Source organism: Enterobacter cloacae complex sp. P18RS (genome assembly GCF_014982105.1).
Lineage (GTDB): Bacteria > Pseudomonadota > Gammaproteobacteria > Enterobacterales > Enterobacteriaceae > Enterobacter > Enterobacter hormaechei_C.
This window is the reverse complement of the sequence record NZ_JADCKV010000038.1, coordinates 22,697-46,868: the sequence shown is the minus strand read 5'-3', so window position 1 is coordinate 46,868 and position 24,172 is coordinate 22,697. Positions and strand designations below refer to the sequence as shown.

25 protein-coding genes and 3 tRNA genes are annotated in these 24,172 nt (G+C 53.0%); 11 read left to right on the top strand and 17 right to left on the bottom strand.

Annotation, left to right across the window (positions count from 1 at the left end):
* Positions 1-59: 59 nt before the first annotated feature.
* Complete coding sequence (tyrP, locus tag INF61_RS22015; protein ID WP_032620305.1) at positions 60-1,271, top strand: tyrosine transporter TyrP; 1,212 nt, start codon at positions 60-62, stop codon at positions 1,269-1,271.
* Positions 1,272-1,587: 316 nt separating this feature from the next.
* On the opposite strand, the gene INF61_RS22010 is transcribed toward tyrP, so the two are convergent.
* Positions 1,588-2,256, bottom strand: coding sequence for a YecA family protein (locus tag INF61_RS22010; protein WP_003859671.1), 669 nt, complete (start codon positions 2,254-2,256; stop codon positions 1,588-1,590).
* Positions 2,257-2,667: 411 nt separating this feature from the next.
* Here INF61_RS22010 and INF61_RS22005 point away from each other — a divergent pair, with 411 nt between their 5' ends.
* From INF61_RS22005 to INF61_RS21980, 6 genes are all read left to right on the top strand, one after another.
* Positions 2,668-3,789 carry a branched-chain amino acid ABC transporter substrate-binding protein gene (locus tag INF61_RS22005; RefSeq protein WP_003859669.1) on the top strand — a complete coding sequence of 374 codons (1,122 nt, stop codon included), beginning with the start codon at positions 2,668-2,670 and terminating at the stop codon, positions 3,787-3,789.
* Positions 3,790-3,857: 68 nt separating this feature from the next.
* Complete coding sequence (locus INF61_RS22000; RefSeq protein WP_003859667.1) at positions 3,858-4,772, top strand: branched-chain amino acid ABC transporter permease; 915 nt, start codon at positions 3,858-3,860, stop codon at positions 4,770-4,772.
* A gap of 11 nt (positions 4,773-4,783) precedes the next feature.
* Complete coding sequence (gene livM, locus INF61_RS21995; protein ID WP_062937922.1) at positions 4,784-6,058, top strand: high-affinity branched-chain amino acid ABC transporter permease LivM; 1,275 nt, start codon at positions 4,784-4,786, stop codon at positions 6,056-6,058.
* Positions 6,055-6,930, top strand: coding sequence for an ABC transporter ATP-binding protein (locus INF61_RS21990; protein ID WP_015570244.1), 876 nt, complete (start codon positions 6,055-6,057; stop codon positions 6,928-6,930). Before livM ends, INF61_RS21990 begins: the two co-directional genes overlap by 4 nt.
* Positions 6,927-7,643, top strand: coding sequence for an ABC transporter ATP-binding protein (locus tag INF61_RS21985; RefSeq protein WP_193548126.1), 717 nt, complete (start codon positions 6,927-6,929; stop codon positions 7,641-7,643). Before INF61_RS21990 ends, INF61_RS21985 begins: the two co-directional genes overlap by 4 nt.
* A 165-nt stretch (positions 7,644-7,808) precedes the next feature.
* Positions 7,809-8,279 (top strand): hypothetical protein, encoded by a 471-nt coding sequence (locus INF61_RS21980; protein WP_045348696.1) that lies wholly within the window; start codon positions 7,809-7,811, stop codon positions 8,277-8,279.
* A 5-nt stretch (positions 8,280-8,284) separates the two neighbouring features.
* On the opposite strand, the gene INF61_RS21975 is transcribed toward INF61_RS21980, so the two are convergent.
* The 8 genes from INF61_RS21975 to uvrY all read right to left on the bottom strand — a co-directional run bounded on the left by INF61_RS21975 (position 8,285) and on the right by uvrY (position 13,564).
* Positions 8,285-9,211 carry a LysR substrate-binding domain-containing protein gene (locus INF61_RS21975; RefSeq protein ID WP_045339019.1) on the bottom strand — a complete coding sequence of 309 codons (927 nt, stop codon included), beginning with the start codon at positions 9,209-9,211 and terminating at the stop codon, positions 8,285-8,287.
* 355 nt (positions 9,212-9,566) lie between these two features.
* Positions 9,567-9,719: a hypothetical protein gene (locus INF61_RS21970; protein ID WP_154815616.1), complete on the bottom strand. Its 153-nt coding sequence runs from the start codon at positions 9,717-9,719 to the stop codon at positions 9,567-9,569.
* Between the two features lie 292 nt (positions 9,720-10,011).
* Positions 10,012-10,098: transfer RNA gene (locus tag INF61_RS21965), tRNA-Leu, on the bottom strand.
* Between the two features lie 11 nt (positions 10,099-10,109).
* A tRNA-Cys gene (locus INF61_RS21960) sits at positions 10,110-10,183 on the bottom strand.
* A 51-nt stretch (positions 10,184-10,234) separates the two neighbouring features.
* Positions 10,235-10,310 (bottom strand) — tRNA-Gly (locus INF61_RS21955).
* 163 nt (positions 10,311-10,473) lie between these two features.
* Positions 10,474-11,022, bottom strand: coding sequence for a CDP-diacylglycerol--glycerol-3-phosphate 3-phosphatidyltransferase (gene pgsA, locus INF61_RS21950; protein WP_003859652.1), 549 nt, complete (start codon positions 11,020-11,022; stop codon positions 10,474-10,476).
* 56 nt (positions 11,023-11,078) lie between these two features.
* Positions 11,079-12,911 (bottom strand): excinuclease ABC subunit UvrC, encoded by a 1,833-nt coding sequence (gene uvrC, locus INF61_RS21945; protein WP_017384477.1) that lies wholly within the window; start codon positions 12,909-12,911, stop codon positions 11,079-11,081.
* Positions 12,908-13,564, bottom strand: a complete 657-nt coding sequence (gene uvrY, locus INF61_RS21940) for a UvrY/SirA/GacA family response regulator transcription factor (RefSeq protein ID WP_017384478.1) — start codon at positions 13,562-13,564, stop codon at positions 12,908-12,910. The genes uvrC and uvrY overlap by 4 nt, the downstream gene beginning before the upstream one ends.
* A gap of 464 nt (positions 13,565-14,028) precedes the next feature.
* On the opposite strand from uvrY, the gene INF61_RS21935 reads away from it, so the two are divergent.
* Positions 14,029-14,253, top strand: a complete 225-nt coding sequence (locus tag INF61_RS21935; RefSeq protein ID WP_003859644.1) for a DUF2594 family protein — start codon at positions 14,029-14,031, stop codon at positions 14,251-14,253.
* 64 nt (positions 14,254-14,317) lie between these two features.
* On the opposite strand, the gene sdiA is transcribed toward INF61_RS21935, so the two are convergent.
* The 8 genes from sdiA to INF61_RS21895 all read right to left on the bottom strand — a co-directional run bounded on the left by sdiA (position 14,318) and on the right by INF61_RS21895 (position 21,617).
* Entirely contained in the window at positions 14,318-15,040 is a 723-nt protein-coding gene (gene sdiA / locus INF61_RS21930; protein ID WP_017384479.1) for a transcriptional regulator SdiA, read from the bottom strand.
* Positions 15,041-15,263: 223 nt separating this feature from the next.
* Positions 15,264-16,016 carry an L-cystine ABC transporter ATP-binding protein TcyN gene (tcyN, locus tag INF61_RS21925; protein ID WP_193548125.1) on the bottom strand — a complete coding sequence of 251 codons (753 nt, stop codon included), beginning with the start codon at positions 16,014-16,016 and terminating at the stop codon, positions 15,264-15,266.
* The gene (gene tcyL, locus INF61_RS21920; RefSeq protein WP_003859632.1) at positions 16,013-16,681 is read right to left on the bottom strand and encodes a cystine ABC transporter permease; all 669 of its coding nucleotides are present in this window, start codon (positions 16,679-16,681) and stop codon (positions 16,013-16,015) included. Before tcyL ends, tcyN begins: the two co-directional genes overlap by 4 nt.
* 21 nt (positions 16,682-16,702) lie before the next feature.
* The gene (gene dcyD, locus INF61_RS21915; protein WP_017693220.1) at positions 16,703-17,689 is read right to left on the bottom strand and encodes a D-cysteine desulfhydrase; all 987 of its coding nucleotides are present in this window, start codon (positions 17,687-17,689) and stop codon (positions 16,703-16,705) included.
* 103 nt (positions 17,690-17,792) lie between these two features.
* Complete coding sequence (gene tcyJ / locus INF61_RS21910) at positions 17,793-18,593, bottom strand: cystine ABC transporter substrate-binding protein (protein WP_032669598.1); 801 nt, start codon at positions 18,591-18,593, stop codon at positions 17,793-17,795.
* An 86-nt stretch (positions 18,594-18,679) separates the two neighbouring features.
* Positions 18,680-19,231: a flagella biosynthesis regulatory protein FliZ gene (fliZ, locus tag INF61_RS21905; protein WP_015570235.1), complete on the bottom strand. Its 552-nt coding sequence runs from the start codon at positions 19,229-19,231 to the stop codon at positions 18,680-18,682.
* 54 nt (positions 19,232-19,285) lie between these two features.
* A complete protein-coding gene (locus tag INF61_RS21900) occupies positions 19,286-20,005 on the bottom strand; it encodes an RNA polymerase sigma factor FliA (RefSeq protein WP_003859623.1) in 720 nt (239 codons plus the stop codon).
* Between the two features lie 163 nt (positions 20,006-20,168).
* Positions 20,169-21,617: a flagellin gene (locus INF61_RS21895; protein WP_045333307.1), complete on the bottom strand. Its 1,449-nt coding sequence runs from the start codon at positions 21,615-21,617 to the stop codon at positions 20,169-20,171.
* A gap of 268 nt (positions 21,618-21,885) precedes the next feature.
* Here INF61_RS21895 and fliD point away from each other — a divergent pair, with 268 nt between their 5' ends.
* The 3 genes from fliD to fliT are packed head-to-tail and all read left to right on the top strand — an operon-like array spanning position 21,886 to position 24,110.
* A complete protein-coding gene (fliD, locus tag INF61_RS21890; protein WP_193548124.1) occupies positions 21,886-23,298 on the top strand; it encodes a flagellar filament capping protein FliD in 1,413 nt (470 codons plus the stop codon).
* Positions 23,299-23,328: 30 nt separating this feature from the next.
* The gene (fliS, locus tag INF61_RS21885) at positions 23,329-23,739 is read left to right on the top strand and encodes a flagellar export chaperone FliS (RefSeq protein WP_045333310.1); all 411 of its coding nucleotides are present in this window, start codon (positions 23,329-23,331) and stop codon (positions 23,737-23,739) included.
* Positions 23,739-24,110 (top strand): flagella biosynthesis regulatory protein FliT, encoded by a 372-nt coding sequence (gene fliT, locus INF61_RS21880; protein WP_006811148.1) that lies wholly within the window; start codon positions 23,739-23,741, stop codon positions 24,108-24,110. The genes fliS and fliT overlap by 1 nt, the downstream gene beginning before the upstream one ends.
* Positions 24,111-24,172 lie beyond the last annotated feature (62 nt).

Below are 24,172 nucleotides of genomic sequence, written 5' to 3'. Positions count from 1 at the left end.
TTTTCCCTTACTCTGCGCCGCAGAATGAGTCGCGGTATGGAAGCGTTGTAGAGGAAAGCGTGAAGAACAGAACTCTGGGAAGTATTTTTATCGTCGCCGGAACGACAATTGGCGCAGGAATGTTGGCCATGCCGTTGGCTGCCGCCGGCGTCGGGTTTGGGGTTACCGTAGTGCTGCTGGGCGGTCTGTGGGCCCTGATGTGTTACACCGCGCTATTATTGCTGGAGGTTTATCAGCATGTCCCTGCCGATACTGGCTTAGGCTCCCTGGCTGCACGCTATCTTGGACGCTACGGGCAGTGGATCACCGGTTTCAGCATGATGTTCCTGATGTACGCCCTGACTGCCGCTTACATCAGCGGCGCCGGGGAGCTGATTGCGTCAAGTATCAATGACGGCTTCGGTGCGTCACTTTCACCGGAAACAGGCGCCATTGTCTTTACGCTGATCGGTGGCGGCGTGGTTTGTGCGGGCACATCGCTGGTCGATCTGTTTAACCGTTTTTTGTTCAGCGCCAAAATTCTCTTCCTGATTGTGATGCTGGTGCTGCTGGCACCGCATGTTCACAAGATTAACCTGCTCTCCCTCCCGCTGGAGAAAGGTCTGGCGCTTTCGGCCATCCCGGTTATTTTCACCTCCTTCGGTTTTCACGGCAGCGTGCCGAGCATCGTGAGCTATATGAACGGTGATATTCGCAAGCTGCGCCGCGTCTTTGTTATCGGCAGCGCCATTCCGTTGATTGCTTACCTGTTCTGGCAGCTGGTGACGCTGGGCAGTATTGATTCCAATACCTTTATCGGCCTGATGGCAGAGCATTCTGGTCTGAATGGATTCCTGGTTGCCCTGCGTAACGTGGTGGCCTCTTCACACGTGGAGCTGGCGGTACATCTGTTTGCAGACCTGGCGCTGGCAACCTCCTTCCTCGGCGTAGCGCTTGGCCTGTTTGACTATATGGCGGATCTGTTCCAGCGTCGCAATACCGTTGCCGGACGCTTACAGACGGGGGCGATGACCTTCCTGCCGCCGCTGGCCTTCGCGCTCTTTTACCCGCGCGGGTTTGTGATGGCGCTGGGGTATGCTGGCGTGGCGTTATCGGTACTGGCCCTGCTGCTGCCTTCCCTGCTGGCGTGGAAGAGCCGCCAGCAACATCCGCAGCAGGGGTATCGCGTAGCGGGCGGTACGCCAATGCTTTGCGCGGTGTTTGGTTGTGGGGTGGTGATTATTCTGGTGCAGATTTTGATTGCAGCGGGGATGCTGCCGGAAGTGGGATAACTTATTTATACAGGTCCTGAGGTACTGTTCCGTTCACCTTAAGATCAACAGAATATAATTTTTTCACAGCATGTGAACGGGATAAGGGGGCCGCCGCGGCCCCCTTATCAATCCCCGCGGCCCCGCGGAAAATCGGTGCTTCGCACTGCGCTCACCTCCCGACCATCTGCCTGCGGTCGGCTCAACTCGACATCCTGTCTCGATTCGCCTCTGGCCGCCATCCATGGCGTCCAGCCCTTGTCATCTGGTCTCCGGTTCGCCGATTTTAGCGGGGACTCAACACCCGTGCCCCATTCAGGCCACAGTAATTAATGATTTAATGCAGGCAGCAGCTTTTAAACTTCTTCCCACTCCCGCACGGGCACGGATCGTTACGCCCCACCTTCGACCCGTTCACGATCGGCTTTTTCGCTTCCGGCTGCTGCGGGTTAGCCACCCAGTAGTTATACAAACGCAGCGCCGCAGGCTGAATGCTCTCGATGCTGGCCATGTACTCCTCTTCGGTCAGCGCATCCAGCTTCTCGCTGTTCTCTTCCGTCCCGTGGAGGGCAATCACCGCCAGGTCCGCTTCCAGCGCTTCCGGCAGGGATGACCAGTCCGTCAGCGCCACGCCGCGCATGTAGCCATAGCACCACTCTTCCACCACGGTATAGCTCTGACCGTCAACGTCGTTATAGCCAAACAGCGGTTCAAACTGATCCGGGTATTCGCTCAAACGCTCGGCAATATCGTTCATGTGCTTAAAGCAGAGATCGATAAAACGGTTCATCTCACGATCGTTTTTCCAGCGCGGAATATATTTCTCACCACCCCAGACCGCCACCAGCCAGGTGTCGGGCTCCACCACAACGGGACCGGAAAGTACTGCGGTAAGCATGCCGTCCAGTTCGGACACGTCAATCACGGATGCATCGTCGTGACCGTAAGAGATTAATGTCTCTTCCAGCCACGCCATCTCGCTTTCATTTAATGGGCCTTCAGCCATTGCTGATACTCCTGATAAAAAAAACGATCCTGACATATATCGCAGCGCGTGCCTATCTGAAGTTTAGGTCTTTATTGCTGCAAAAACGTGCAAATCGTGACCGTTGCACAACTTATGGGCTTTGTTGTTAAGGAGATGTGATCTCCGCTGTAAATTCATCTTATCCCGCAAAGACGCATAAAACGGCGCTCTATACTCAACGTGTTGTGACCCGGTCAAGGGATTAACCATTCTGGCAACCTTTTTGCTTAATGTTCTGCGCGCTTCGCGGTGCGTGGGATCCTCGCCGTATTAAGCATGAGATTGCTTCTAAAGTGCATTTTGTTCTCGCTCTTGTTTTTGGATTTACGATGCCATCAGGCGTTCGGGTTTATACCTGGTGCAAAAACCTCTTTGCTAAGGAACATAATAATGTCGCTGAAATTTACCAAAACTCCCCTCTCCCTGGTGCTGGCCGGTTGTCTGGTGACGGCCTTTTCCGCGCAGGCCGATATCGTCATCGGCGTGGCCGGGCCGTTCACAGGCCCGAACGCAACCTACGGCGATCAATACTGGCATGGCGCTACGCAGGCGGCGGAAGACATTAACGCCGCCGGCGGGATCAACGGTGAGAAAATCAAACTGGTTCAGGGCGACGACGCCTGCGAGCCCAAACAGGCCGTCGCCGTTGCCAACCGCTTAGTCGATCAGGATAAGGTGAAAGCGGTCGTCGGCCACTTCTGCTCCTCGTCGACCATGCCCGCCTCCGAGGTCTACAGCGATGCCGGGATCCTCTCCATCACCCCCGGCTCGACGAACCCGCTTATTACCGAACGTGGCATGAGCGATATATTTCGCATGTGCGGACGTGACGACCAGCAGGGCCAGGTCGCCAGCGATTTCATTCTTGATAAGCTGAAAGCCAAACGGGTGGTCATCATCCACGATAAAGACACCTACGGCCAGGGGCTGGCGGACGCCACTAAGGCGGCGCTGGCGAAACGCGGCGTGAAGGAGGTGATGTACGAAGGGTTATCCCGCGGGGAGAAGGACTTTAACGCGCTGGTGACCAAAATTGGCGCACAAAAACCGGACGTGGTGTTCTTCGGGGGCTGTCACCCGGAAGCGGGTCCGCTGGTTCGCCAGATGCGTGAACAGGGCGTGCAGGCGAAGTTCTTCTCGGGAGACTGTATCGTCAATGAAGAGATGGTCACCGCCGCCGGTGGGGCGCAATACACCAACGGTATTTACATGACCTTCGGTAAAGATCCGCGCCTGATCCCGGACGGAAAAGCCGTCATCGAGAAATTCCGCACCGGTAAATTTGAACCTGAAGGATACACCCTCTACGCCTACGCGTCTGTGCAGGCTATCGCGGCGGCATTCAAGGCCACGAAAGGGACGGATTCCGCAAAAGCCAGCGAGTGGCTGAAGGCCAACCCTGTCGACACGGTGATGGGTAAAAAAGCCTGGGACAGCAAAGGTGACCTCAAAGTCTCTGACTACGTGGTCTATCAGTGGGATGACAAAGGCAAATATAAAGAAGTGCCATAACGGGACGGAATCTGCTCAGCGCCGGCAGGTCTGACTGTCGGCGTAACCCTTTATTCAGGTGCGCGACCATGAGTACATTCTTCCTGCAACAATTAATTAATGGCTTAACGCTGGGTTCGGTCTACGGTCTTATCGCCATCGGCTACACCATGGTGTACGGCATCATCGGTATGATCAATTTCGCCCACGGCGAAGTGTATATGATCTCCGCCTATCTCTCGGCCATTGGCCTGGCCCTGCTGGCGTTTTTTGGACTCCACTCCTTTCCGCTGCTGATCCTGGGGACGCTGGTTTTCACCATCGTGGTCACCGGCGTTTATGGCTGGACGATTGAGCGCATCGCCTATAAGCCGCTACGCAACTCGACGCGTCTGGCACCGCTGATTTCGGCCATCGGGATGTCGTTGATACTGCAAAACTACGTCCAGCTCAGCCAGGGCCCGCGCCAGCAGGGCGTGCCCACCATGCTTGATGGCGTGCTGCGTTTTCACCTCGGCGAAGGGTTTGTCCAGATAACCTATACCAAAGTCTTTATTCTCATCGCCTCGTTCGCGGGCATGCTGGTGCTGACCTGGATTATCAACCGTACCCGCTTAGGACGCATGTGCCGTGCGGTACAGCAGGATCGTAAGATGGCCTCCATTCTGGGTATCAACACCGACAGAATTATTTCGCTGGTGTTTGTTATCGGCGCAGCCATGGCCGGGCTGGCGGGCGTGCTGATCACCATGAATTACGGCACCTTTGATTTTTACGTCGGGTTCGTTATCGGCATCAAGGCCTTTACGGCGGCGGTGCTGGGCGGCATCGGCTCTCTGCCCGGTGCGATGCTTGGCGGGCTGATTCTGGGCGTCGCAGAAGCGCAATTCTCCGGGATGGTGAACTCGGATTATAAAGACGTGTTCTCGTTTGGATTGCTGGTCTTAATTCTGATCTTTCGTCCTCAGGGGCTGCTGGGCCGCCCCGTCGTGGCTAAAGTGTAAGGAACAACGCGATGACCTCTGACGGTTTTTCCCTGAAGCGCTGCATTCTGGACTCGATTTTTTCCGGAATGATCGCCCTGATTATTTTCGGTCCGATTGCGGGCGTGATACTGGATGGTTACAGCTTTACCTTTGACGGCCAGCGGCTGGCGTGGATTGTTGGCACGGTGATGTTGGGACGCTTTTTGCTGAGCGCGTTTTCAGCTACGGCGGCCGGAAGACGTTTACAGGCGCGGTTTGAATCCAACAATGCGGGGGTGTATGTCCGGCCGCCGGCGTATAAAAGCCGCATGCGCTGGATCATTCCGCTAATTGTCACGCTGGCGATCTGCTTCCCGTTTGTGGCCACTAAATACGTTCTGACGGTTGCCATTCTCGGACTGATCTACGTCCTGCTCGGTCTTGGGCTGAACATTGTTGTTGGCCTGGCAGGGCTGCTGGATCTGGGTTATGTCGCCTTCTATGCCATCGGCGCTTACGGGCTGGCGCTCGGGTATCAGTATCTGGGGCTTGGGTTCTGGAGCATGCTGCCGCTGGCGGCGCTAATGGCCGCGGGCGCGGGCGCCCTGCTCGGCTTTCCGGTGCTGCGCATGCACGGGGATTATCTCGCCATCGTCACGCTCGGGTTTGGCGAGATCATCCGCCTGGTGCTGAACAACTGGCTCACCTTCACCGGCGGGCCTAACGGCGTTTCAGCCCCTGCCCCGACCTTTTTTGGCCTGGAGTTTGGCCGACGCGCCAAAGAAGGCGGCGTCCCCTTCCACGAGTTCTTCGGCCTGACCTATAACCCCAACTTGAAGTTTATCTTTATCTATGCGGTGCTGTTCCTGGTAGTCATGCTGGTGCTGTACATTAAACACCGGCTGACCCGAATGCCCATTGGACGGGCGTGGGAAGCGCTCCGTGAGGATGAGATTGCCTGCCGTTCAATGGGGCTGAATCACGTTCTGGTCAAACTCTCGGCCTTCACCCTGGGCGCATCGACGGCAGGTATCGCCGGAGTGTTTTTTGCCACCTACCAGGGGTTTGTTAACCCGACCTCATTCACCTTTTTTGAATCGGCCCTGATCCTCGCCATTGTGGTCCTGGGCGGGATGGGCTCCACCGTCGGCGTCGTACTGGCCGCCTTTGTGCTGACCGTCACGCCGGAACTGCTGCGCAGCTTTGCGGAATATCGCGTGCTGCTGTTTGGCATGCTGATGGTGGTGATGATGATCTGGCGTCCTCGCGGTCTGATCCGCATCAACCGCAGCGGATTTGCCGTGCGTAAAGGAGTGGCGCCATGAACGCAACGATTTTACGTGTAGAACATCTGATGATGCACTTCGGCGGGATCAAGGCCTTAAACGACGTCAATCTTGAGGTGCAGCGCGGCTCCATTACCGCACTCATTGGGCCTAACGGCGCGGGAAAAACGACCGTCTTTAACTGCCTGACCGGTTTCTACCGGGCCTCCGGCGGCAACATTCTGTTCAATGCACGAAATAAAACCACCAATGTCATTCAGGTGCTCGGCCAGAAATTCCAGCCGGGCGACTGGCTCAACCCGGCGCAGCTTGGTCAACGCCTGTTCTATAAGATGTTTGGCGGCACGCATCTGGTGAACCGCGCGGGTCTTGCGCGCACGTTTCAGAACATCCGCCTGTTCCGCGAGATGTCCGTTGTGGAAAACCTGCTGGTGGCACAGCACATGCGCGTCAACCGCAATCTGCTGGCGGGGGTGCTGAACACCCCTGCGTATCGTCGCTCAGAGAACGATGCGCTGGACCGGGCGTTTTACTGGCTGGAGGTGGTGGATCTGGTGGATTGCGCGAACCGTCTGGCCGGGGAAATGTCCTATGGCCAGCAACGACGCCTCGAAATCGCCCGCGCCATGTGTACCGGCCCGGAGATGATTTGTCTCGATGAACCTGCTGCCGGCCTGAACCCGGTGGAAACGCACAAGCTGAGTGAGATCATCCGGTTCCTGCGCGACCACCATGACATCACGGTTTTGCTGATCGAGCATGATATGGGGATGGTGATGGGCATTTCAGATGACATCATTGTGCTCGATCATGGCGATGTGATTGCCAGAGGTAAACCGGCTGAAATCCAGCACAATGAAAAAGTGATTGCCGCGTATCTGGGCACCGACGAAAGCGAGGTAAATCTGTGAGCGAACCGATGCTTCAGTTTCAGGATGTGGATGTTTTCTACGGGGTGATCCAGGCGTTGAAGCAGGTTTCGCTTGAGGTTAACAAAGGGGAAACCGTGGCCCTGATTGGCGCTAACGGCGCGGGGAAGTCAACATTACTGATGTCTGTCTTTGGTCAGCCCCGGATCCGCAACGGGCAGATCCTCTTCTGCGGCGAGGATATCAGCCACAAATCCACCCACTATGTTGCCACCGGTGGCATCGCGCAGGCACCTGAGGGACGACGCATTTTCCCGGATATGTCTGTAGAAGAGAACCTGCTGATGGGGACAATCCCCGTCGGCAATCAGCATGCAGCGGAAGATATGAAAAGCATGTTCGACCTCTTCCCCCGCCTCAAGGAGCGACGTAACCAGCGGGCGATGACGCTCTCCGGCGGTGAACAGCAGATGCTGGCTATCGCCCGCGCGCTGATGAGCCGTCCTAAACTTCTGCTGCTGGATGAACCCAGCCTCGGCCTCGCGCCAATCGTGGTTAAACAGATTTTCCAGACGCTGCGCGAACTGGCCCGTAACGGAATGACGATTTTTCTGGTCGAGCAGAATGCGCACCACGCGCTGAAGTTGTCCGACCGCGGCTATGTGATGGTTAACGGGCAGATTCGGTTAAGCGGCAGCGGCGAGGCGTTGCTGAAGGATCCGGAGATGAGGAAGGCGTATCTGGGTGGCGTGTGAAACGAAAAGGCTATAGTGAGAAAAACTCACAGTGATTGCGATTATTAATCGTTTTTCAAAAACGCACACCTTCCAATATTATCCTCTCGACCTACCCTGACGGTGGGCCAATTAAAACATTCAGGCGCAAACTGAATAGTCATAATGAGAGGAACCGGGGCAAACATGACACTTGATGCTTTATTTCAGTTAATGAAAATTATATCGCCATCTGAAATTCCATCAGATGGCGATTTAGCGAATTTTATGACCCTGCTTATCTCCACCAAAAATCATTCTGACGCCCTGTTACCGTTTTCGCAGCGCGCGTATATGCTTTCAGTTGCCTATCGCGATCCCCAAAAAGCAGCTGCGTTGCTTTCATCCTGTCAGCCCGAAGCAGGCAACCCTCTCCCGCTGCTCAACTTCTCTGGCTGGCCGGACGTGCGTTACGCCACTTCTGGTGAATTACAGACGCCCGAGTCTAAGGACTATTTTCACAAGATTTCGTCTGCCGCCACGCTATTACGTGCGGCAATTATTGACGCTGAGCAACAGAAAAACACGCCAGCATTTTATATTCTGGATAAGGTGCTCAACCTGAACAGCGCTTTGCCAGAACGTTATAAAAAGATGGCAAATATATCTTATTCATAACGGTATTAATAAATCCGACTGTCATCGTATGCCAGATAATCGATATCCAGCGCCGGAACGACCGGGGTATGGTTTTGCAGCCAGGCCAGAAGATGCTGAATGCTCTCTCTTTTGAGTGAATTTATTGGCCAGACGAGGTAGTAGCCATCCCCCGTCGCGATAGCTTCCCTGAAAGGCAGGCCCAGCAGGCCACTTTTCAGGGCATCAAGCGTGAGATGCAGGTCGGCGATAGCGATGCCGTGCCCGTTCATCGCGGCAATACTTCCCTGTTCAAGGGTATCGAACACCATACCGCTGCTCATATCGAGCCCCGGGAACAATCCTGTTCTTCGCAGCCAGCGCCGCCAGTCACGTCTGTCCGGTGAAGGATGGATCAGATCGCATTGCGGAAGCCGCTGCCGGGCCGGTTCGATAAGCGATGGAGTACAAACCGGGATAAGCCATTCATGAAATAGCAGTTGGCTTTCCGTTGTGTCACCAAAACGCCCATTGCCGAGAAGAATGGCGCAATCGTAGGGCTCAAGATTGAAATCAACGGTGTCAATGTCCATCCAGACGCTGGCAATCTCAACCTGTGGTTTTGCATGGTTGTTGCGAAAAGATCGCAGCACGTCGAGAAGCCATCTCATGGTCAGGGTACTGGGTGCTTTAAGCCGCAGCAGGTGGTTTTCACTACGAAATACCCGGCAGGCCCATTCAATGCTCGTGAAGCTTTCGTTCAGCTGCCCGGCAAGCACTCGCCCGGCTTCAGTGACCTCCACCCGAGGACCTTGCCTTTTGAAAAGCTCGCAGTCGAACCACAGTTCAAGGGTACGAACATGTCTGCTGACCGCGCCCGGCGTAATATTGAGCGTTTCAGCGGCTTTACTGAAGGAGTTCAACCGCGCAGCAACTTCAAACGCACGCAGTGCATACAATGGCGGTAAAGACATAGCGTCCCTTAAATGAAAATTTCATTATGCTAAAACTTGTTCCGGGGCAACGCCAGCAAGTAAATTATGGAGAAACACAATGATCCCCAATATACCGAGTCATATCGATAGGGGTCAAAATCGATATGCAAAAAGCTGCGGACAAACTCGTAGCCATTAGCAAAGATGTTTATCTGAACGGCTGCAACAGCGATTACAAACACCATATATGCGATAAATAGCGGGTATTTATGCAGCCTGTTAACTTTTAGTTTCCCGAGATAAAGAAAGAAAAAAATTGCAACAGATACAACAAAATAGACGATGGCAGGCCAAATGGGTGGATGAAGCGAAAATTCTAATTCTTGTGACATAATCAATTCTCTTTAGCTATCTGGTACATCTGCCACCCCGTAATGCTTCCACTGGTCAAATCCAGCGCCATTGCCGTTTTAGATGCCTCTTGCCAACCGTAGTTCATATCCTGTACGTTCGAGAGCTTGTCGCCGGAGAACAATGTTTTGATCATTTGTTGATACCCTTGCCCAGCCCATTTGCAAGCTCTTCCACTTTTTCTAAGGAAAATCCAAATGAAGTTATCTGCGAAGCTGCCGCAGGGCAATCGATGAAACGGAGATATAAGAATTTACGCGATAATGCAACGCCCTCAACGCATAATGATCGAAAAATTATGGTTGTGCATGGGTCAGGCACGAAAAATAAGATTTGTTGTCAGGAAGGGGGGATTGCAGGCACAAAAAAACCACCTTTCGGTGGTTTCACGACACTGCTTATTGCTTTGATTATTCTGCTTTTTCCCATGGTAGCCGGAGTGGGACTTGAACCCACACAGCGCGAACGCCGAGGGATTTTAAATCCCTTGTGTCTACCGATTCCACCATCCGGCCAGGGAAGAAAGTGGAGGCGCGTTCCGGAGTCGAACCGGACTAGACGGATTTGCAATCCGCTACATAACCGCTTTGCTAACGCGCCTTAAATCTGTTGTCTTTCGACCTGCACCCGCAAGCTGCCGATGCATTAATCTGGAGCGGGAAACGAGACTCGAACTCGCGACCCCGACCTTGGCAAGGTCGTGCTCTACCAACTGAGCTATTCCCGCATGTCATCAAGTAACTATTTAACTACTTCCTAACCACTTGATTTCATTGTCGTCCGGCTAACTGTGCCGCCGTTCGATGCGTTGCATTCTACTGATATGACGTTTTGAGTCAACGTTATTTTTTGCATCTCAGGATCGTTTGCTGAAAATTAAGCCGAAACGATCACTGTTCAAGCAAATCACCGCGCGCAGCGTTCAAATATTGCAGCATTGACCACAGCGTCAGCACCGCCGCAACCCACAGCAGACCAATGCCGGCCCACTCTACCCAGGCATTCGGACGCCACAGCATCCATACCAGCGCCGCCATCTGTGCGGTGGTTTTAACTTTACCGATCCAGGACACCGCCACGCTGCTGCGTTTACCCAGCTCCGCCATCCACTCGCGCAGGGCAGAGATAATAATCTCACGGCCAATCATGGTCGCGGCAGGCAGCGTTACCCACCAGGTATGATAATGTTCCGCCACCAGCACCATCGCGATTGCCACCATCACCTTATCCGCAACCGGATCGAGGAACGCGCCAAAGCGGGTACTCTGGTTCCAGCGACGCGCCAGATAACCGTCAAACCAGTCCGTCACGGCAGCGATCAGGAAAATAAGCGCACAGGCAAAAGGCGCCCAGACGACCGGCAGGTAAAATGCCAGGACGAAGAACGGAATGAGCACAACGCGAAAGAGAGTGAGCAACGTAGGGATATTAAATCGCATGATGACGGTAACTGTCTGTTGTCAGTAAAATTTAGCTCTATGTTGCTACAGAGCCCTCAATGTTTCAACGAGTAGTAGATCTTTTCTGCCAGCCCTTGCGAAATACCCGGCACTTTTGCAATTTCTTCCATACTGGCGTTGAGTAATCCTTGCAATCCGCCCATATACTTCAACAGCATCTGGCGACGTTTTGGCCCGACGCCTTCAATCGTCTCAAGGGTACTGGTATTTTTCACTTTCGCCCGTTTTTTACGGTGCCCGCTGATGGCGTGATCGTGCGACTCATCGCGGATATGCTGGATCACGTGCAGCGCAGGGGAATCTGGCGGCAGGCTAAAGCCCTCGCCTTCCGGCTCAAAGAACAGCGTTTCCAGGCCAGCCTTACGATCTGCCCCTTTCGCTACCCCCAGCAGCAGCGGATGGTTCTTATCCCACTCCACGTCGAGCGATTCAAATACCGCCTTCGCCTGCCCCAACTGCCCTTTCCCGCCGTCGATAAGGATAACGTCCGGAATTTTGCTCTCTTCAATCGCTTTACCATAGCGACGGCGCAGCACCTGGTTCATGGCGGCATAATCGTCACCAGGTGTAATGCCGGTGATGTTATAGCGACGATACTCTGCCCGCAGCGGACCATTGGCATCAAAGACCACACACGACGCCACGGTCTGCTCCCCCATCGTATGGCTGATGTCGAAGCATTCCATGCGTTTCACTTCCGGCAGCTTAAGCAGCGTAGCAAGCGCGGTTAAACGCTGGCTGACGGTCGACTGCTGGGACAGTTTAGTGGTCAGCGCCGTGGCGGCATTGGTTCGCGCCAGCTTCAGATAACGCGCGCGATCGCCGCGCGGTTTCGTCTGAACATTCACCCGGCGGCCTGCCAGCTCTGAAAGCGACTCCGCCAGCAGGGTTTTATCATCGAGCGTGAAGTCGAGCAGGATCTCCGAGGGCAGCGTACGCATCTGGCTGCCCTGCAAATAAAACTGGCCGACGAAGGTCTCCACCACTTCACCCAGCTCAGTGCCGCCCGGCACTTTCGGGAAGTAGCTGCGGCTGCCGAGCACTTTGCCCTGACGAATAAAAAGCACATGAACGCAGGCCAGACCGGCGTCAAAGGCTACGCCGATAACATCGAGGTCGTCGCCCGTATTGGAAACAAACTGCTTCTCGGTCACCCTGCGCACCGCCTGAATCTGGTCGCGGATGCGTGCGGCCTCCTCAAATTCCAGCGCCGCGCTGGCTTTTTCCATACGGGCAATCAGTTGCGTCAGCACCTGATCGTCTTTCCCGGCTAAAAACAGGCGGACATATTCCACCTGCTGCGCGTACTCTTCTTCGCTCACCAGCCCTTCAACGCACGGCCCCAGGCAGCGGCCAATCTGATATTGCAGGCATGGCCGGGAGCGGTTGCGATAAACGCTATTTTCGCACTGGCGAACAGGAAAGATTTTTTGCAAAAGCGCCAGCGTTTCCCGCACGGCATAACCGTTCGGGAACGGGCCGAAATATTCACCTTTCGCATGCTTAGCGCCACGATGCATCGCCAGCCGCGGGTGCGTGTCGCCGCTCAGGAAGATAAACGGATAGGATTTGTCATCGCGCAGCAGAACGTTGTAGCGCGGCTGATACAACTTAATGTAGTTGTGCTCAAGGAGCAGCGCTTCCGTTTCCGTATGCGTTACGGTGACATCAATGTTGTGTATAAGTGCGACCAGCGCTTCGGTTTTACGAGAGGCAAGGTTGCTGCGGAAATAGCTGGAAAGGCGTTTCTTCAGATCTTTCGCCTTACCGACATAGATAACCGTACCGCCAGCATCGTACATACGGTAGACGCCTGGCTGGCTGGTGACGGTTTTCAGAAATGCTTTTGAATCGAACGCTTCACTCACTGACTTATTAACGACTCCGCATTGCACAAACCATGGCGAATGGCCAGGTGAGTCAGTTCGACATCACCGTGAATGTTCAGTTTACTGAACATTCGATAGCGATAGCTGTTGACCGTTTTCGGGCTGAGATTCAGCTGCTCTGAGATCTCATTCACCTTCTGACCTTTAGTGATCATCAGCATAATCTGCAATTCGCGCTCAGACAAACTGGCAAACGGAGATTCCGTTTTTTCCGGTTCAATCTGACTCAGAGCCATCTGTTGAGCAATATCAGAAGCAATGTAGCGCTGCCCGGCGTGTACGGTGCGGATAGCATTGACGACTTCCTGCGGCGCGGCGCCTTTACTGAGATACCCGGCAGCACCCGCCTGCATAACCCTGGCAGGCAGCGGATTTTCGGTATGGACGGTCAGCATGATAACTTTGGTATCAACGAACATGCGCGCGATTTTGCGCGTGGCTTCAAGCCCGCCAATACCGGGCATGTTCATATCCATCAGCACCACGTCTGCGGAGTTAGCGCGACACCATTTGACGGCATCTTCGCCACAGCACGCCTCGCCGGCAACTTTAATACCCTTTATATCTTCAAGAATGCGTCGTATCCCTGCGCGCACCAGTTCGTGGTCATCAACAAGAAGGACGTTGATCAAAGGAAATGTCTCCAGAATAGGGATAACGCTACTGACTGCTAATTGGGTTTATATTAACGGTTTTCCATGCAAGATTAAAACGCTAAAAAATCGGCTATTCGATTCTTGTCTCGTTTTTGGAAATTAAGCTGTACAGTAAGTGGAAAGAAAACCCTTGCCCGCCGGGCTTTTACCGCTATTTTTTAGCATCGACATTCGAAAAGTTACTAAAACAGTTGTTAACTCAAACGAAAAAGAGCGCGCGATTTTTTGTAACAACAATTAACGAATGGCGAACCGGGGATAAACATTTAATTGTCGCTAACATATTGGACAGAGTACCTTCATAATCCGCGCCGCCCAATAATCACTGCGCGATAAGTATAAAAAACAACCACTGCATTTTTTGCCGTAGCTTGTGGTATACTCCGCCGCCTTAACTTTCATCGTCGCGCTCATGCGCTGTTTTATAATGAGGAAAATAAATGAGCACACCTGAATTTGCCACTGCCGAGAATAACCAGGAACTGGCACAGGAAGTAAACTGCCTGAAGTCGCTGCTGACGCTTATGCTACAAGCGATGGGCCAGGCTGATGCTGGTCGTGTGATCATTAAAATGGAAAAACAGATCGCGCAGATGGAAGACCAGGCGGAATCCGCTGTTTTTGCCAATACGGTTAAGCAAATTAAACAAGCCTACCGCCAGTAACAAAAACGGCTGGATGCAAAGCATTCAGCCGTTTTCTCGTCTGACACGCAGAACGTGATATCAGTCAGATAAGCCCCGTCGCCGCGGCATAACACGCTATCTGGATCTTATTCGGTGCGTTGAATTTCTTCTGCATATTCTTTTGATGGAAATTGACGGTATTTTCCGAGATGGAGAGAATGATGGCGATTTCTGCCGAGGTCTTCCCTTCTGCGGTCCACTTCAGAATTTCCCGCTCACGCTTGCTGAATTTCATTTCAGGCGGCATCACCGTCTCATGTTCAAAGCGCAACAGTGTGGTGAGCGCCATCTGGACGAGCATTTGTAAACGCAGCTCAACTTCTTCACTGGATATCGAGTGTGCCTGTAAGCTGGTACATGACACGGAGAGGAAACCGAGCGCATGATTTGGCATCATCAGACACTGCGTTATTCCCTTGCGTAAACCGTGGTCCCGCGCGCCGTCCCATAATTGCTGGGCATCCGTGAATAATTCATCCGTCCAGGGCAAATGTCCCTGAATGAAATTCTCCGGCTTCAGCACCGGGTCAATGGCGAAATAATTCTCGGACTGATATTGCGCCATCCATTGTTGCGGATAACTGGAATGGACGGAGGTTCGCGGGCGGGTAAATGGCACAGGGTGTCGAACACAAAGCGCATAATAATCGAATTCAAGCGCCTGCGTTTGTCGCTGAAGTTCCTGATATACCTCTTCGGCACAGGTCATTTCCTGAAACCGGAGGAAGCATTCCCGTCGCCAGGTGAAAAAGTCTATATCCCTCATACTTACTGAATGAAGCCTCTGATAAAGATAATCATTATTATGGTGAATATAACCTAACACATAAAGCATGATTATTTATATAAAATATCGGCCACAGGCAGATTATCTTTAATTTGGCGATGGCTTATCCACATCAGGCGGAATAAAAAAGCAACAGAACGGAGTTTAAGGGAGGATAATTTGCTCCAGAAGCGGCATCTGGAGCAAATTGAACGCTAAAATGCTACTGCATTATGAATTTTTCAAGGAACTGACGGGTACGGGGCTGCTGCGGATTGGCAAACAGCGCCTTAGCCGGCCCCTGCTCAACTATTCTCCCCTGATCCATGAAAATAGCCCGATCGGCAACGTCGCGAGCGAAGCTCATTTCATGCGTCACAATCACCATCGTGCGTTTCTCCTGCGCCAGCTGTCGGATCGTGTTCAGTACTTCCCCGACCAGCTCAGGATCGAGCGCGGATGTGGGTTCGTCAAACAGGATCACATCCGGGCGCATCGCCAGCGCGCGCGCAATGGCGACACGCTGCTGCTGCCCGCCAGATAAGCGACGCGGATAGCTCGTCTCCTTCCCTGCCAGCCCAACCTTCGCCAGCAGCTCGCGGGCGCGGACCGTCGCGTCTTCCTTAGGTTCCCCCTTGACGATGACCGGCCCTTCAATAATGTTTTCCAGCACCGTGCGGTGCGGAAAGAGATTAAAGCTCTGGAACACGAAGCCGACATGCTGGCGCAGGCGGCGAATCAGCCCTTTTTGCTGGCTGATGGGTTTCCCGGTATCAATGGTGATATCACCCACGCGGATCGTCCCGCCTTCGGGCTGCTCCAGTAAATTGATGCTGCGCAGCAGCGTGGTTTTGCCTGACCCGCTCGGGCCGATAATTGCTACCACTTCGCCCTGCTCAACCTCAAGGTCAATGCCATGCAGCACCGTTTGCCCGTGGAATTTTTTCACCAGGTTTTTGACGTCAATTGCACTCATTTTGGATCACGCTCCTGGCGGTTAAGCTGGTTTTCAAAATAGTTTTGCAGAGCGGACAGTACCGTCGCCATCACCCAGTAAATCAGCGAGGCCGCCAGATACATGGTAAACACTTCCAGCGTGCGCGAGGTGATCAGCTGCGCCTGACGGAACAGCTCCGGCACCTGAATGGTCGCCGCAAGCGAGGTGTCTTTCACCAGGCTGATAAAGCTGTTGCTCAGCGGCGGCAGCGCCACGCGCGCCGCCTGGGGCAGGATCGCCCGGCGCAGCGTCTGCCACGGGGTCATCCCGATACTGGCCGCCGCTTCCCACTGTCCTTTATCGATGGAGGAGATCGCCGCACGCAGCGTTTCAGAGGTGTACGCCGCGGTATTCAGCGACAGGCCTATCATCGCCGCCGGGATCGGATCCAGCTCAATACCAAACTGTGGCAGCCCGTAGTAAATCATAAACAACTGGGCGATAAGCGGCGTTCCGCGGAACACGGAGATGTAAAACCGCGCCAGCCACCGCACCGGCCAGATGTTCGACATGCGCATCAGTGCCAGCACAAACCCGAGCACCAGCCCGAAGAACATCCCGCCGATACTGAGCTGTAAAGTAAACACCGCGCCCTTAAGCAAGAACGGCAGCGAATCAATAACCAGTTGAATACTTTCTTGCATTATTATTTTTCTACCTGATTTTTAGACATGAGGATGATAGGCAAACAGCGCAGGCGCCCCGCCAGTATGAACAAACAAAATGGGTCCTTCATCCTTAAAGCGCTTGCGGGCGATGCCGTCGATCAGGCCCGCCATTGCCTTGCCGGTATAGACCGGGTCGAGCAGAATACCTTCGAGACGGGCCAGCAGCTTAACCGCCTCCATCCCTTCATCATTGGGGGTGCCATAGCCCGGCGCGAAATAGTCATCCCACAGCAGTATTTCCGCCTTCGCCTGAAGCGCAAGCTGTTCAGCCACCGCCTGTTGCAGGGTGACGACTTTCGGCTTCTGGTCCGCAACGCTTCTGGAAACCGTCACGCCAATCAGCTCGACCTCCGGCATCAGTTGCTCAAGCCCGACCGCTAAACCAGCATGGGTCCCCGCACTGCCGGACGCCACCACCACCGAGGATAAACTCACCGCGCCTTCGCACTGCTGAGCGATTTCCAGCGCGCTCTCAACATAGCCGAGGGCACCCAGCGCATTCGAGCCGCCAACCGGGATCACGTACGGACGAAAACCCTGCGCTTCCAGACGCGTCGCCAGCTCGTCGAGCTGTGCAGCCGGGTCGGTCAACGCGTCGACCATTTCAACCTGCACGTTGAACAGATCCAGCAGCAAACGGTTACCGTTAGTCAGGTAATTCTCTGCCTGCGTCCCGATCGGGTTCTCCAGCAGGGCAACGCAGTGGAGTCCCAGCTTCGCCGCCACTGCCGCCGTCTGGCGAACGTGGTTAGACTGAATTGCCCCGGCGGTGATCAGCGTGTCCGCGCCTTCGCGCAGGGCATCGGCGGCGAGAAATTCCAGCTTGCGCAGCTTATTTCCGCCCATCGCCATGGGCGTCACATCGTCACGCTTAATGAAAATATCGCGCCCCAGGTAGTCAGAAAATCGCGGCAGATACTCCAGCGGCGTGGGTGCGCCGATAAATTCCAGACGGGGAAAGCGCGTTAAATTCTGTAGTGACATGGTTCCTCCGGTCACGCAAACAATTGTTATTTCATTATGCACGCAGACGCGCGAGAAATAAAAAAGGCGCTTTTAAAAGCGCCTTTTTTTGTCAGTCAGAGACTTATTTCGTCACGTCTGCGCCGAACCACTTCTCAGAAAGCGCCTTCAGGCTGCCGTCTTTCTGCATCTCAGCAATGGCGCCGTCGATGGCTTTCAGCAGATCCTCGTTACCTTTACGCACCGCCACGCCGGACTCCTGACGGGAGAACGCATCACCCGCGACAGCCAGGGTATTGTTGGTTTTCTTCACCAGATCCAGCGCTGCCAGGCGGTCAACCAGAATGGCGTCAATACGGCCTACGCGGAGATCCTGGTATTTCGTCGGGTCATCATCGTAGGTACGGATGTCCACGCCCTGCACGTTCTGGCGCAGCCACTCTTCGTAGTTGGTGCCCAGACCGACGCCGACTTTCTTACCTTTCAGATCCGATGCGGATTTGATACTGCCTTCGTTACCTTTCTTCACCAGCGCCTGAATACCGGACACGGTGTACGGCGTGGAGAAGTCATACTTCTTCTTACGCTCGTCAGAAATGGTTACCTGGTTAATCACCACGTCAATACGTTTGGAATCCAGTGACGCCAACATCCCGTCCCATTTGGTGGGTTTCAGGGAGGCTTTAACGCCGAGGTGTTTCGCCAGCTCCTGCGCAAACTCCACTTCAAAACCGGTCAGTTTACCGTCGTCGCCCTGGAAGCTGAACGGAGGATAGGTTCCTTCCAGCCCAACCAGCAGCGTGCCGCGCTCTTTAACTTTGTTGAGCAGATTCTCTGCCGCGAACGTTTTCACACTCATCCCCGCGACCAGCGCAACGGCCATCATCCCCATCAGCGCCTGACGACCCAGAAGTGCTAATTTCATAAGTACCCCGATACAGTGGAATTTTTGAGTAGTGTAGAGAAATCGCCTGCAACGTCAAAGGCGGCTGCGCTACATCTTATTCTTTTTTAATATATATCAGAAGTTGTTCCGGCGCGGACTTTCTGCTTTATGACGCCCGGCATCTGGACTTTATATTGCGCGTACTTTCGCAGCGCGATGCGGTAATTATTGGTACTGGTGGCGGGCAACCAGGGTTCCAGATTTTCATCCAGGTATCCGGTCGTCAGCAGATCGCGGGAGATATTTTGCATGGTCAAATGCTGACCCAGGCGGCGCAGGCGAACCACGTATTCACGCACGGTGCCGTGACTCATCTCCGTTTGTTCAAACAGGAATTGCTTGAAGCCGATAATATCGAAGAAGTCGCTTTGCTCTTTGCAATGGAGATCGCCACAGAAACGGCAAAGCGCTACCCACTCTTTTTGCTCTTCAAGCCAGGCGGCTTCATCCATCAGCGTGTCGAGGCGGGAAATCGCAATCTTATTCACGATTTCACCGCGACGAACCAGCGTGATGCGGTCGAGTAATTTTTTACAGTGGGCGCAATGCGTCTGGCTGTGTTTAAAGTCTTTCAGGTAGCGGCTTAAAGGCCGTCTTTTAGATTGCTGCACCGTCATGATAACTCCTGGTTGTCAATACGTTGTGCGGCATTTCCAAGGCGAATGACTCACCTATAACTTACCCAGTTTTGTGCGCAGGCGTTTAATGGCCTGGCTGTGCAGCTGGCTCACCCGTGACTCGCCCACCTCCAGCACGGCGCCAATCTCTTTGAGATTGAGCTCTTCCTGGTAATAGAGGGTTAACACCAGTTGCTCACGTTCCGGTAAAGCTTCAATTGCTTCCATCACGCGCTGGCGTAAATTCCCTTCCAGTAAATGGTGTAACGGGTTTTCTTGCTGATGTTCATCCGTCACCAGCTCGATGCTATCGCCATGCTCTTCGCGCCACTCATCATAAGAGAAGAGTTGGCTGTTATTGGTATCGAGCAACATCTGGCGATACTCTTCAACAGGAATGCCCAGACGCTCTGCCACTTCGGTTTCCGTCGCGTTGCGCCCCAGTTCCTGTTCCAGCTGCCCCATCGCATGCGCCACTTCGCGCGCGTTGCGGCGAACGCTGCGCGGCACCCAGTCGCGGCTGCGCAGCTCGTCCAGCATCGCACCACGAATACGCTGCACTGCGTAAGTCGTAAATGCCGTTCCTTGCAGAGCGTCGTACCGGTCAACTGCATTCAATAACCCGATACCGCCCGCCTGTAGCAGATCGTCCAGTTCCACGCTCGCCGGCAAACGCACCTGGAGGCGCAATGCTTCGTGACGCACCAGCGGAACATAACGCTGCCACAGCGAGTGTTTATCCATTACACCTTCAGCGGTATAGAGTGAATTCACGATAAACAGCCCTGCGTTAGTTGAGTTATCGGCATGATTATCCGATTCTGGAGGGGTTTTAATCGGGTGAATAGTGGGTGAAATGAGGGGTTATTTGGGGGGTTACGCGTAAATGCGGACAGAAAAAACCCCGCCGAAGCGGGGTTTGAGCTTAATCAGGCGATTAGCCTTGCAGCAGAGACAGAACCTGCTGAGGAACCTGGTTAGCTTTGGCCAACACGGAGTTACCGGCCTGCTGAACGATTTGCGCTTTAGACATGTTGGACACTTCGGTCGCATAGTCGGCGTCCTGAATACGGGACTGCGCTTCAGACAGGTTGGTGGTGGTGTTGTTCAGGTTGGTTACAGCAGAATCCAGACGGTTCTGGATAGCACCCAGTGAAGAACGGAATTTGTCTACGCTTGAAATCGCATCATCAAGCGCTGCCAGAGGATTGCTGGTAGACGTTTTGATTGCAGACAGAGTTTGAGTCTGGAGATTAGCACCGCCAAGGTCAGAGGATTTGTAAGTTTTGGCATTTTCGCCTGAACCTACGGTTACCACTTCGGTCAGGCCGTTAGTCCCGCCCAATGTTACATTAGCGCCTGTTACAGCGGCACCGTCTGCATCGGTATAGTTGATAGTTTTTGCTGTTACAACGCCGTTGGTGACATCAGCTGCATAGAGTTTGTTGTCAGTGCCTTTTAATGCATAAGCTTTATCGCCCGCAGCATTGGTCACTTGATACAGTTTTGCACCTGGGATGGCAGCGACAGAGGCATCGGTCATGTCGATAGCTTTGTCTACAGTAACTTTGGTCAGCGCAACATCATCTGATTTAACAGAAGTTTGGTCTGCGACTTTGGAACCCAGAGTCACTGCACCAGAGGCGTTGTCGATGCTAACTGAGTAATAACCATTTTTGGTTGCATCAGTAGTTGCACCTGTTACTTTTGCAAAATAACTACCGTCTTCACCTTTTACGATAGTAGCAGTAGTGTTACCCGTTTCTAAACCATCGACAGCAGTATTAAACGCAGTGGTGTTTAATGTCACATCGGTAGGAACGGTAGTCAGCTCTTTACCAGTTGAAACATTTGCAGTCTGAATGTTAAGCCCCTTAAGACCCAGGGTAGAAGAGTCGATTTTTTTCAGGTCGATTTCGATAGTTTGGCCATCGTTAGCGCCAACCTGAATTTTCATTGAACCGTCTTTAGCCAGCACGTTCACGCCGTTGAACTGAGTCTGTTCAGATACACGGTCAATTTCATCCAGACGAGATGTAATTTCGTCCTGAATAGATGCCAGGTCAGAATCGGAGTTGGTGCCTGTGGAAGCCTGCACAGACAGCTCACGGATACGCTGCAAGTTATTGTTGATTTCAGACAGAGCACCTTCAGTGGTCTGCGCAACAGAGATACCATCATTAGCGTTACGTGCAGCCTGAGTCAGGCCTTTGATGTTAGAGGTGAAGCGGTTAGCAATCGCCTGGCCCGCAGCGTCATCTTTTGCGCTGTTGATACGCAGACCGGATGACAGACGCTCAATGGCGGTAGACATTGAAGACTGGTTCTTGTTGATGTTGTTCTGAGTGATCAGCGAGAGGCTGTTGGTATTAATGACTTGTGCCATGATTACGTTTCCTGTTGTTCATCAAATCTGTGGGTTAGATTTGGGTTTCCACCCTTCGGCTTCATCGCCGTCAATGGTGTTATCGTCTGGTCCAAAACAACCTTTAGATTTTTTTTCAGGATCGCGTCATTTTTTTTAGCCACAGAAATACTCTTCTCTATTAGCGTTATTCTCGCCATTAAAAAAAAGAACATAACCGTAAACTTTCTTGAGTTGAGGCCGATAACCCCACTATTCGTTCTACGTGTCGTTACATTAAGGAATAAATATGGCAAGTATTTCTACGTTGGGAGTCGGTTCAGGTTTGCAGTTAGGTGACATTCTGGACAGTCTGACCGCTGCACAAAAAGCACAGCTGACGCCGATCTCTAAGCAGCAAACTTCCTATACAGCAAAACTTAGTGCCTACGGCACGCTGAAAAGTGCACTGGAATCCTTCCAGACGGCAAATACTGCACTTAGCAAAGCCGATCTGTTTACAGCGACTACCACCGCCAGCAGCAGCACAGCCTTCAGTGCCACAACCACCGGCAGCGCGATTGCGGGTAAATACACCATTAACGTATCGCAGCTGGCGCAGGCGCAAACCCTGACAACAGCAAAAACGCAAAGCGATAATAAAACGGCGATTGCGGCAGCAGACAGCACCATCACCATTCAGCAAGGTGGTGACAAGAAACCTGTCACCATTAATATCAGTGCAGAAAACAGTTCTCTAACGGGTATCCGAGATGCAATCAACAAAGCGGATGCCGGCGTAAGTGCCAGCATTATTAACGTCGGAAATGGTGAGTATCGTCTGTCCATTACGTCGAAAGATACCGGTAAAGACAATGCCATGACCATTAGTGTCAGCGGTGATACGGCACTTGAGTCCTTCATGGGCTACAACGGTAATAGCGCAGACACCGCTAACGGTATGCTGGAAAGCGTTACGGCTCAAAATGCGCTGTTGAAAGTTAATAACGTTGATATTGAAAACAGCAGCAATACCATTAGTGATGCGCTGGAAGATATCACCCTCAACCTGAACGACGTGACTACCGGTAATCAGACCTTAACGATCACTACCGATAACACTAAAGCGACCAAAGCGATAAACGATTGGGTTACGGCGTATAACTCCCTGCAAGATACTTTCAGCAGCCTCACAAAATATACTGCTGTGGATGCGGGTTCAGACGCACAGAATACCAGCAACGGCGCGTTGTTAGGCGACAGTACACTACGCACTATTCAGACTCAGTTGAAAAGCGTGCTGAATAACCCTCACACCAGTTCCAATATTAAGACCCTGGCACAAGCTGGCATTACGACAGACCCAAGCACCGGCAAACTAAAAGTGGATGATGACAAACTTAGCGCAGCAATGAAGACAAATTCCGCTGGTATGAAGGATCTGCTGGTAGGCGACGGTAAGACATCGGGGATCACTACCACTGTTGGGACGAATCTGACTGGTTGGCTCTCCAGCACCGGCATCATTCAGGCTGCAGAAGATGGCGTCAGTAAAACCCTGAACAATTTAACTAAGCAATACAACGCGGCCAGCGAGCGTATCGACACCATGGTAGCGCGTTATAAAGAACAGTTTACGCAATTGGACGTCATGATGAACTCGCTGAACTCTACGAGCAGCTACCTTACACAGCAGTTCGAAAATACGTCTTCCAACAAGTAGTAACAGATAATCAGACCCGAGGGGGATAACATGTACGGCGCAAAAGGCACGCAAGCCTACGCAAAGATAGAAGTTGAAAGCGCGGTGATGAGCGCCAGCCAGCAGCAACTGGTTATCATGCTATTTGATGGTGCCCTCAGCGCGCTGGTACGCGCGCGTCTGTTCCTAGCAGACGGTAATATCCCGGCAAAAGGGTTGGCACTCTCCAAAGCGATTAATATCATCGAAAATGGCCTGAAGGTCGGATTGGATGAAGAGAGTAAAGACGAGTTAACACAAAACCTGATCGCTCTCTATGCCTATATGGTTCGTCGCCTGCTTCAGGCCAACCTTCGCAATGATGCCAGTGCCATCGAAGAGGTGGAAAATTTACTGCGCAATATTGCGGATGGCTGGAAGGAGGCAGCAGGTATACCAACTCTTGTCCAGGACGCCGTCTAATGAGTAACGCACCGCAACTTTATGCCCTTTATCAGCAACTCCTTGAGCAGAGCCAGTTGATGTTGCGACTGGCCCGGCAGGGACTATGGGATGATCTGATCATCTGTGAAACCGACTATGTTAATGCGGTGCACTCACTGGCTCGTCTCACTCAGGAAAGTGAACCTTCGATGCAGATTCAGGAGCAGCTTCGCCCGACGCTGCGGGTGATCCTGGACAACGAAGGCCAGGTAAAAACGTTGCTGCAAGCCAGAATGGATGAACTGGCGAAGCTGGTTGGGCAATCCTCCATCCAGAAAACCGTTCTCTCCACCTACGGTAACCAGGGCGGTCATGTCCTGGTTCCGCAAAGTAATAGCGATATTAATTAGCCATTTAACTGGCGGGCAAACGTTAACCGTTTCGTTCGCCAGGCATTTCTGCCAAACCTGCT

What these genes read in the sequence shown, in the direction of transcription:
- INF61_RS21895 (WP_045333307.1), bottom strand. Translation starts at nt 21,617, where the DNA reads ATGGCACAAGTCATTAATACCAACAGCCTCTCGCTGATCACTCAGAAC.
- INF61_RS22000 (WP_003859667.1), top strand. Translation starts at nt 3,858, where the DNA reads ATGAGTACATTCTTCCTGCAACAATTAATTAATGGCTTAACGCTGGGT.
- INF61_RS21990 (WP_015570244.1), top strand. Translation starts at nt 6,055, where the DNA reads ATGAACGCAACGATTTTACGTGTAGAACATCTGATGATGCACTTCGGC.
- INF61_RS21980 (WP_045348696.1), top strand. Translation starts at nt 7,809, where the DNA reads ATGACACTTGATGCTTTATTTCAGTTAATGAAAATTATATCGCCATCT.
- INF61_RS21935 (WP_003859644.1), top strand. Translation starts at nt 14,029, where the DNA reads ATGAGCACACCTGAATTTGCCACTGCCGAGAATAACCAGGAACTGGCA.
- dcyD (WP_017693220.1), bottom strand. Translation starts at nt 17,689, where the DNA reads ATGTCACTACAGAATTTAACGCGCTTTCCCCGTCTGGAATTTATCGGC.
- INF61_RS21975 (WP_045339019.1), bottom strand. Translation starts at nt 9,211, where the DNA reads ATGTCTTTACCGCCATTGTATGCACTGCGTGCGTTTGAAGTTGCTGCG.
- livM (WP_062937922.1), top strand. Translation starts at nt 4,784, where the DNA reads ATGACCTCTGACGGTTTTTCCCTGAAGCGCTGCATTCTGGACTCGATT.
- sdiA (WP_017384479.1), bottom strand. Translation starts at nt 15,040, where the DNA reads ATGAGGGATATAGACTTTTTCACCTGGCGACGGGAATGCTTCCTCCGG.
- pgsA (WP_003859652.1), bottom strand. Translation starts at nt 11,022, where the DNA reads ATGCGATTTAATATCCCTACGTTGCTCACTCTCTTTCGCGTTGTGCTC.
- fliD (WP_193548124.1), top strand. Translation starts at nt 21,886, where the DNA reads ATGGCAAGTATTTCTACGTTGGGAGTCGGTTCAGGTTTGCAGTTAGGT.
- fliZ (WP_015570235.1), bottom strand. Translation starts at nt 19,231, where the DNA reads ATGACGGTGCAGCAATCTAAAAGACGGCCTTTAAGCCGCTACCTGAAA.
- fliT (WP_006811148.1), top strand. Translation starts at nt 23,739, where the DNA reads ATGAGTAACGCACCGCAACTTTATGCCCTTTATCAGCAACTCCTTGAG.
- tcyJ (WP_032669598.1), bottom strand. Translation starts at nt 18,593, where the DNA reads ATGAAATTAGCACTTCTGGGTCGTCAGGCGCTGATGGGGATGATGGCC.
- INF61_RS22005 (WP_003859669.1), top strand. Translation starts at nt 2,668, where the DNA reads ATGTCGCTGAAATTTACCAAAACTCCCCTCTCCCTGGTGCTGGCCGGT.
- tcyL (WP_003859632.1), bottom strand. Translation starts at nt 16,681, where the DNA reads ATGCAAGAAAGTATTCAACTGGTTATTGATTCGCTGCCGTTCTTGCTT.
- INF61_RS21970 (WP_154815616.1), bottom strand. Translation starts at nt 9,719, where the DNA reads ATGATCAAAACATTGTTCTCCGGCGACAAGCTCTCGAACGTACAGGAT.
- fliS (WP_045333310.1), top strand. Translation starts at nt 23,329, where the DNA reads ATGTACGGCGCAAAAGGCACGCAAGCCTACGCAAAGATAGAAGTTGAA.
- INF61_RS22010 (WP_003859671.1), bottom strand. Translation starts at nt 2,256, where the DNA reads ATGGCTGAAGGCCCATTAAATGAAAGCGAGATGGCGTGGCTGGAAGAG.
- tcyN (WP_193548125.1), bottom strand. Translation starts at nt 16,016, where the DNA reads ATGAGTGCAATTGACGTCAAAAACCTGGTGAAAAAATTCCACGGGCAA.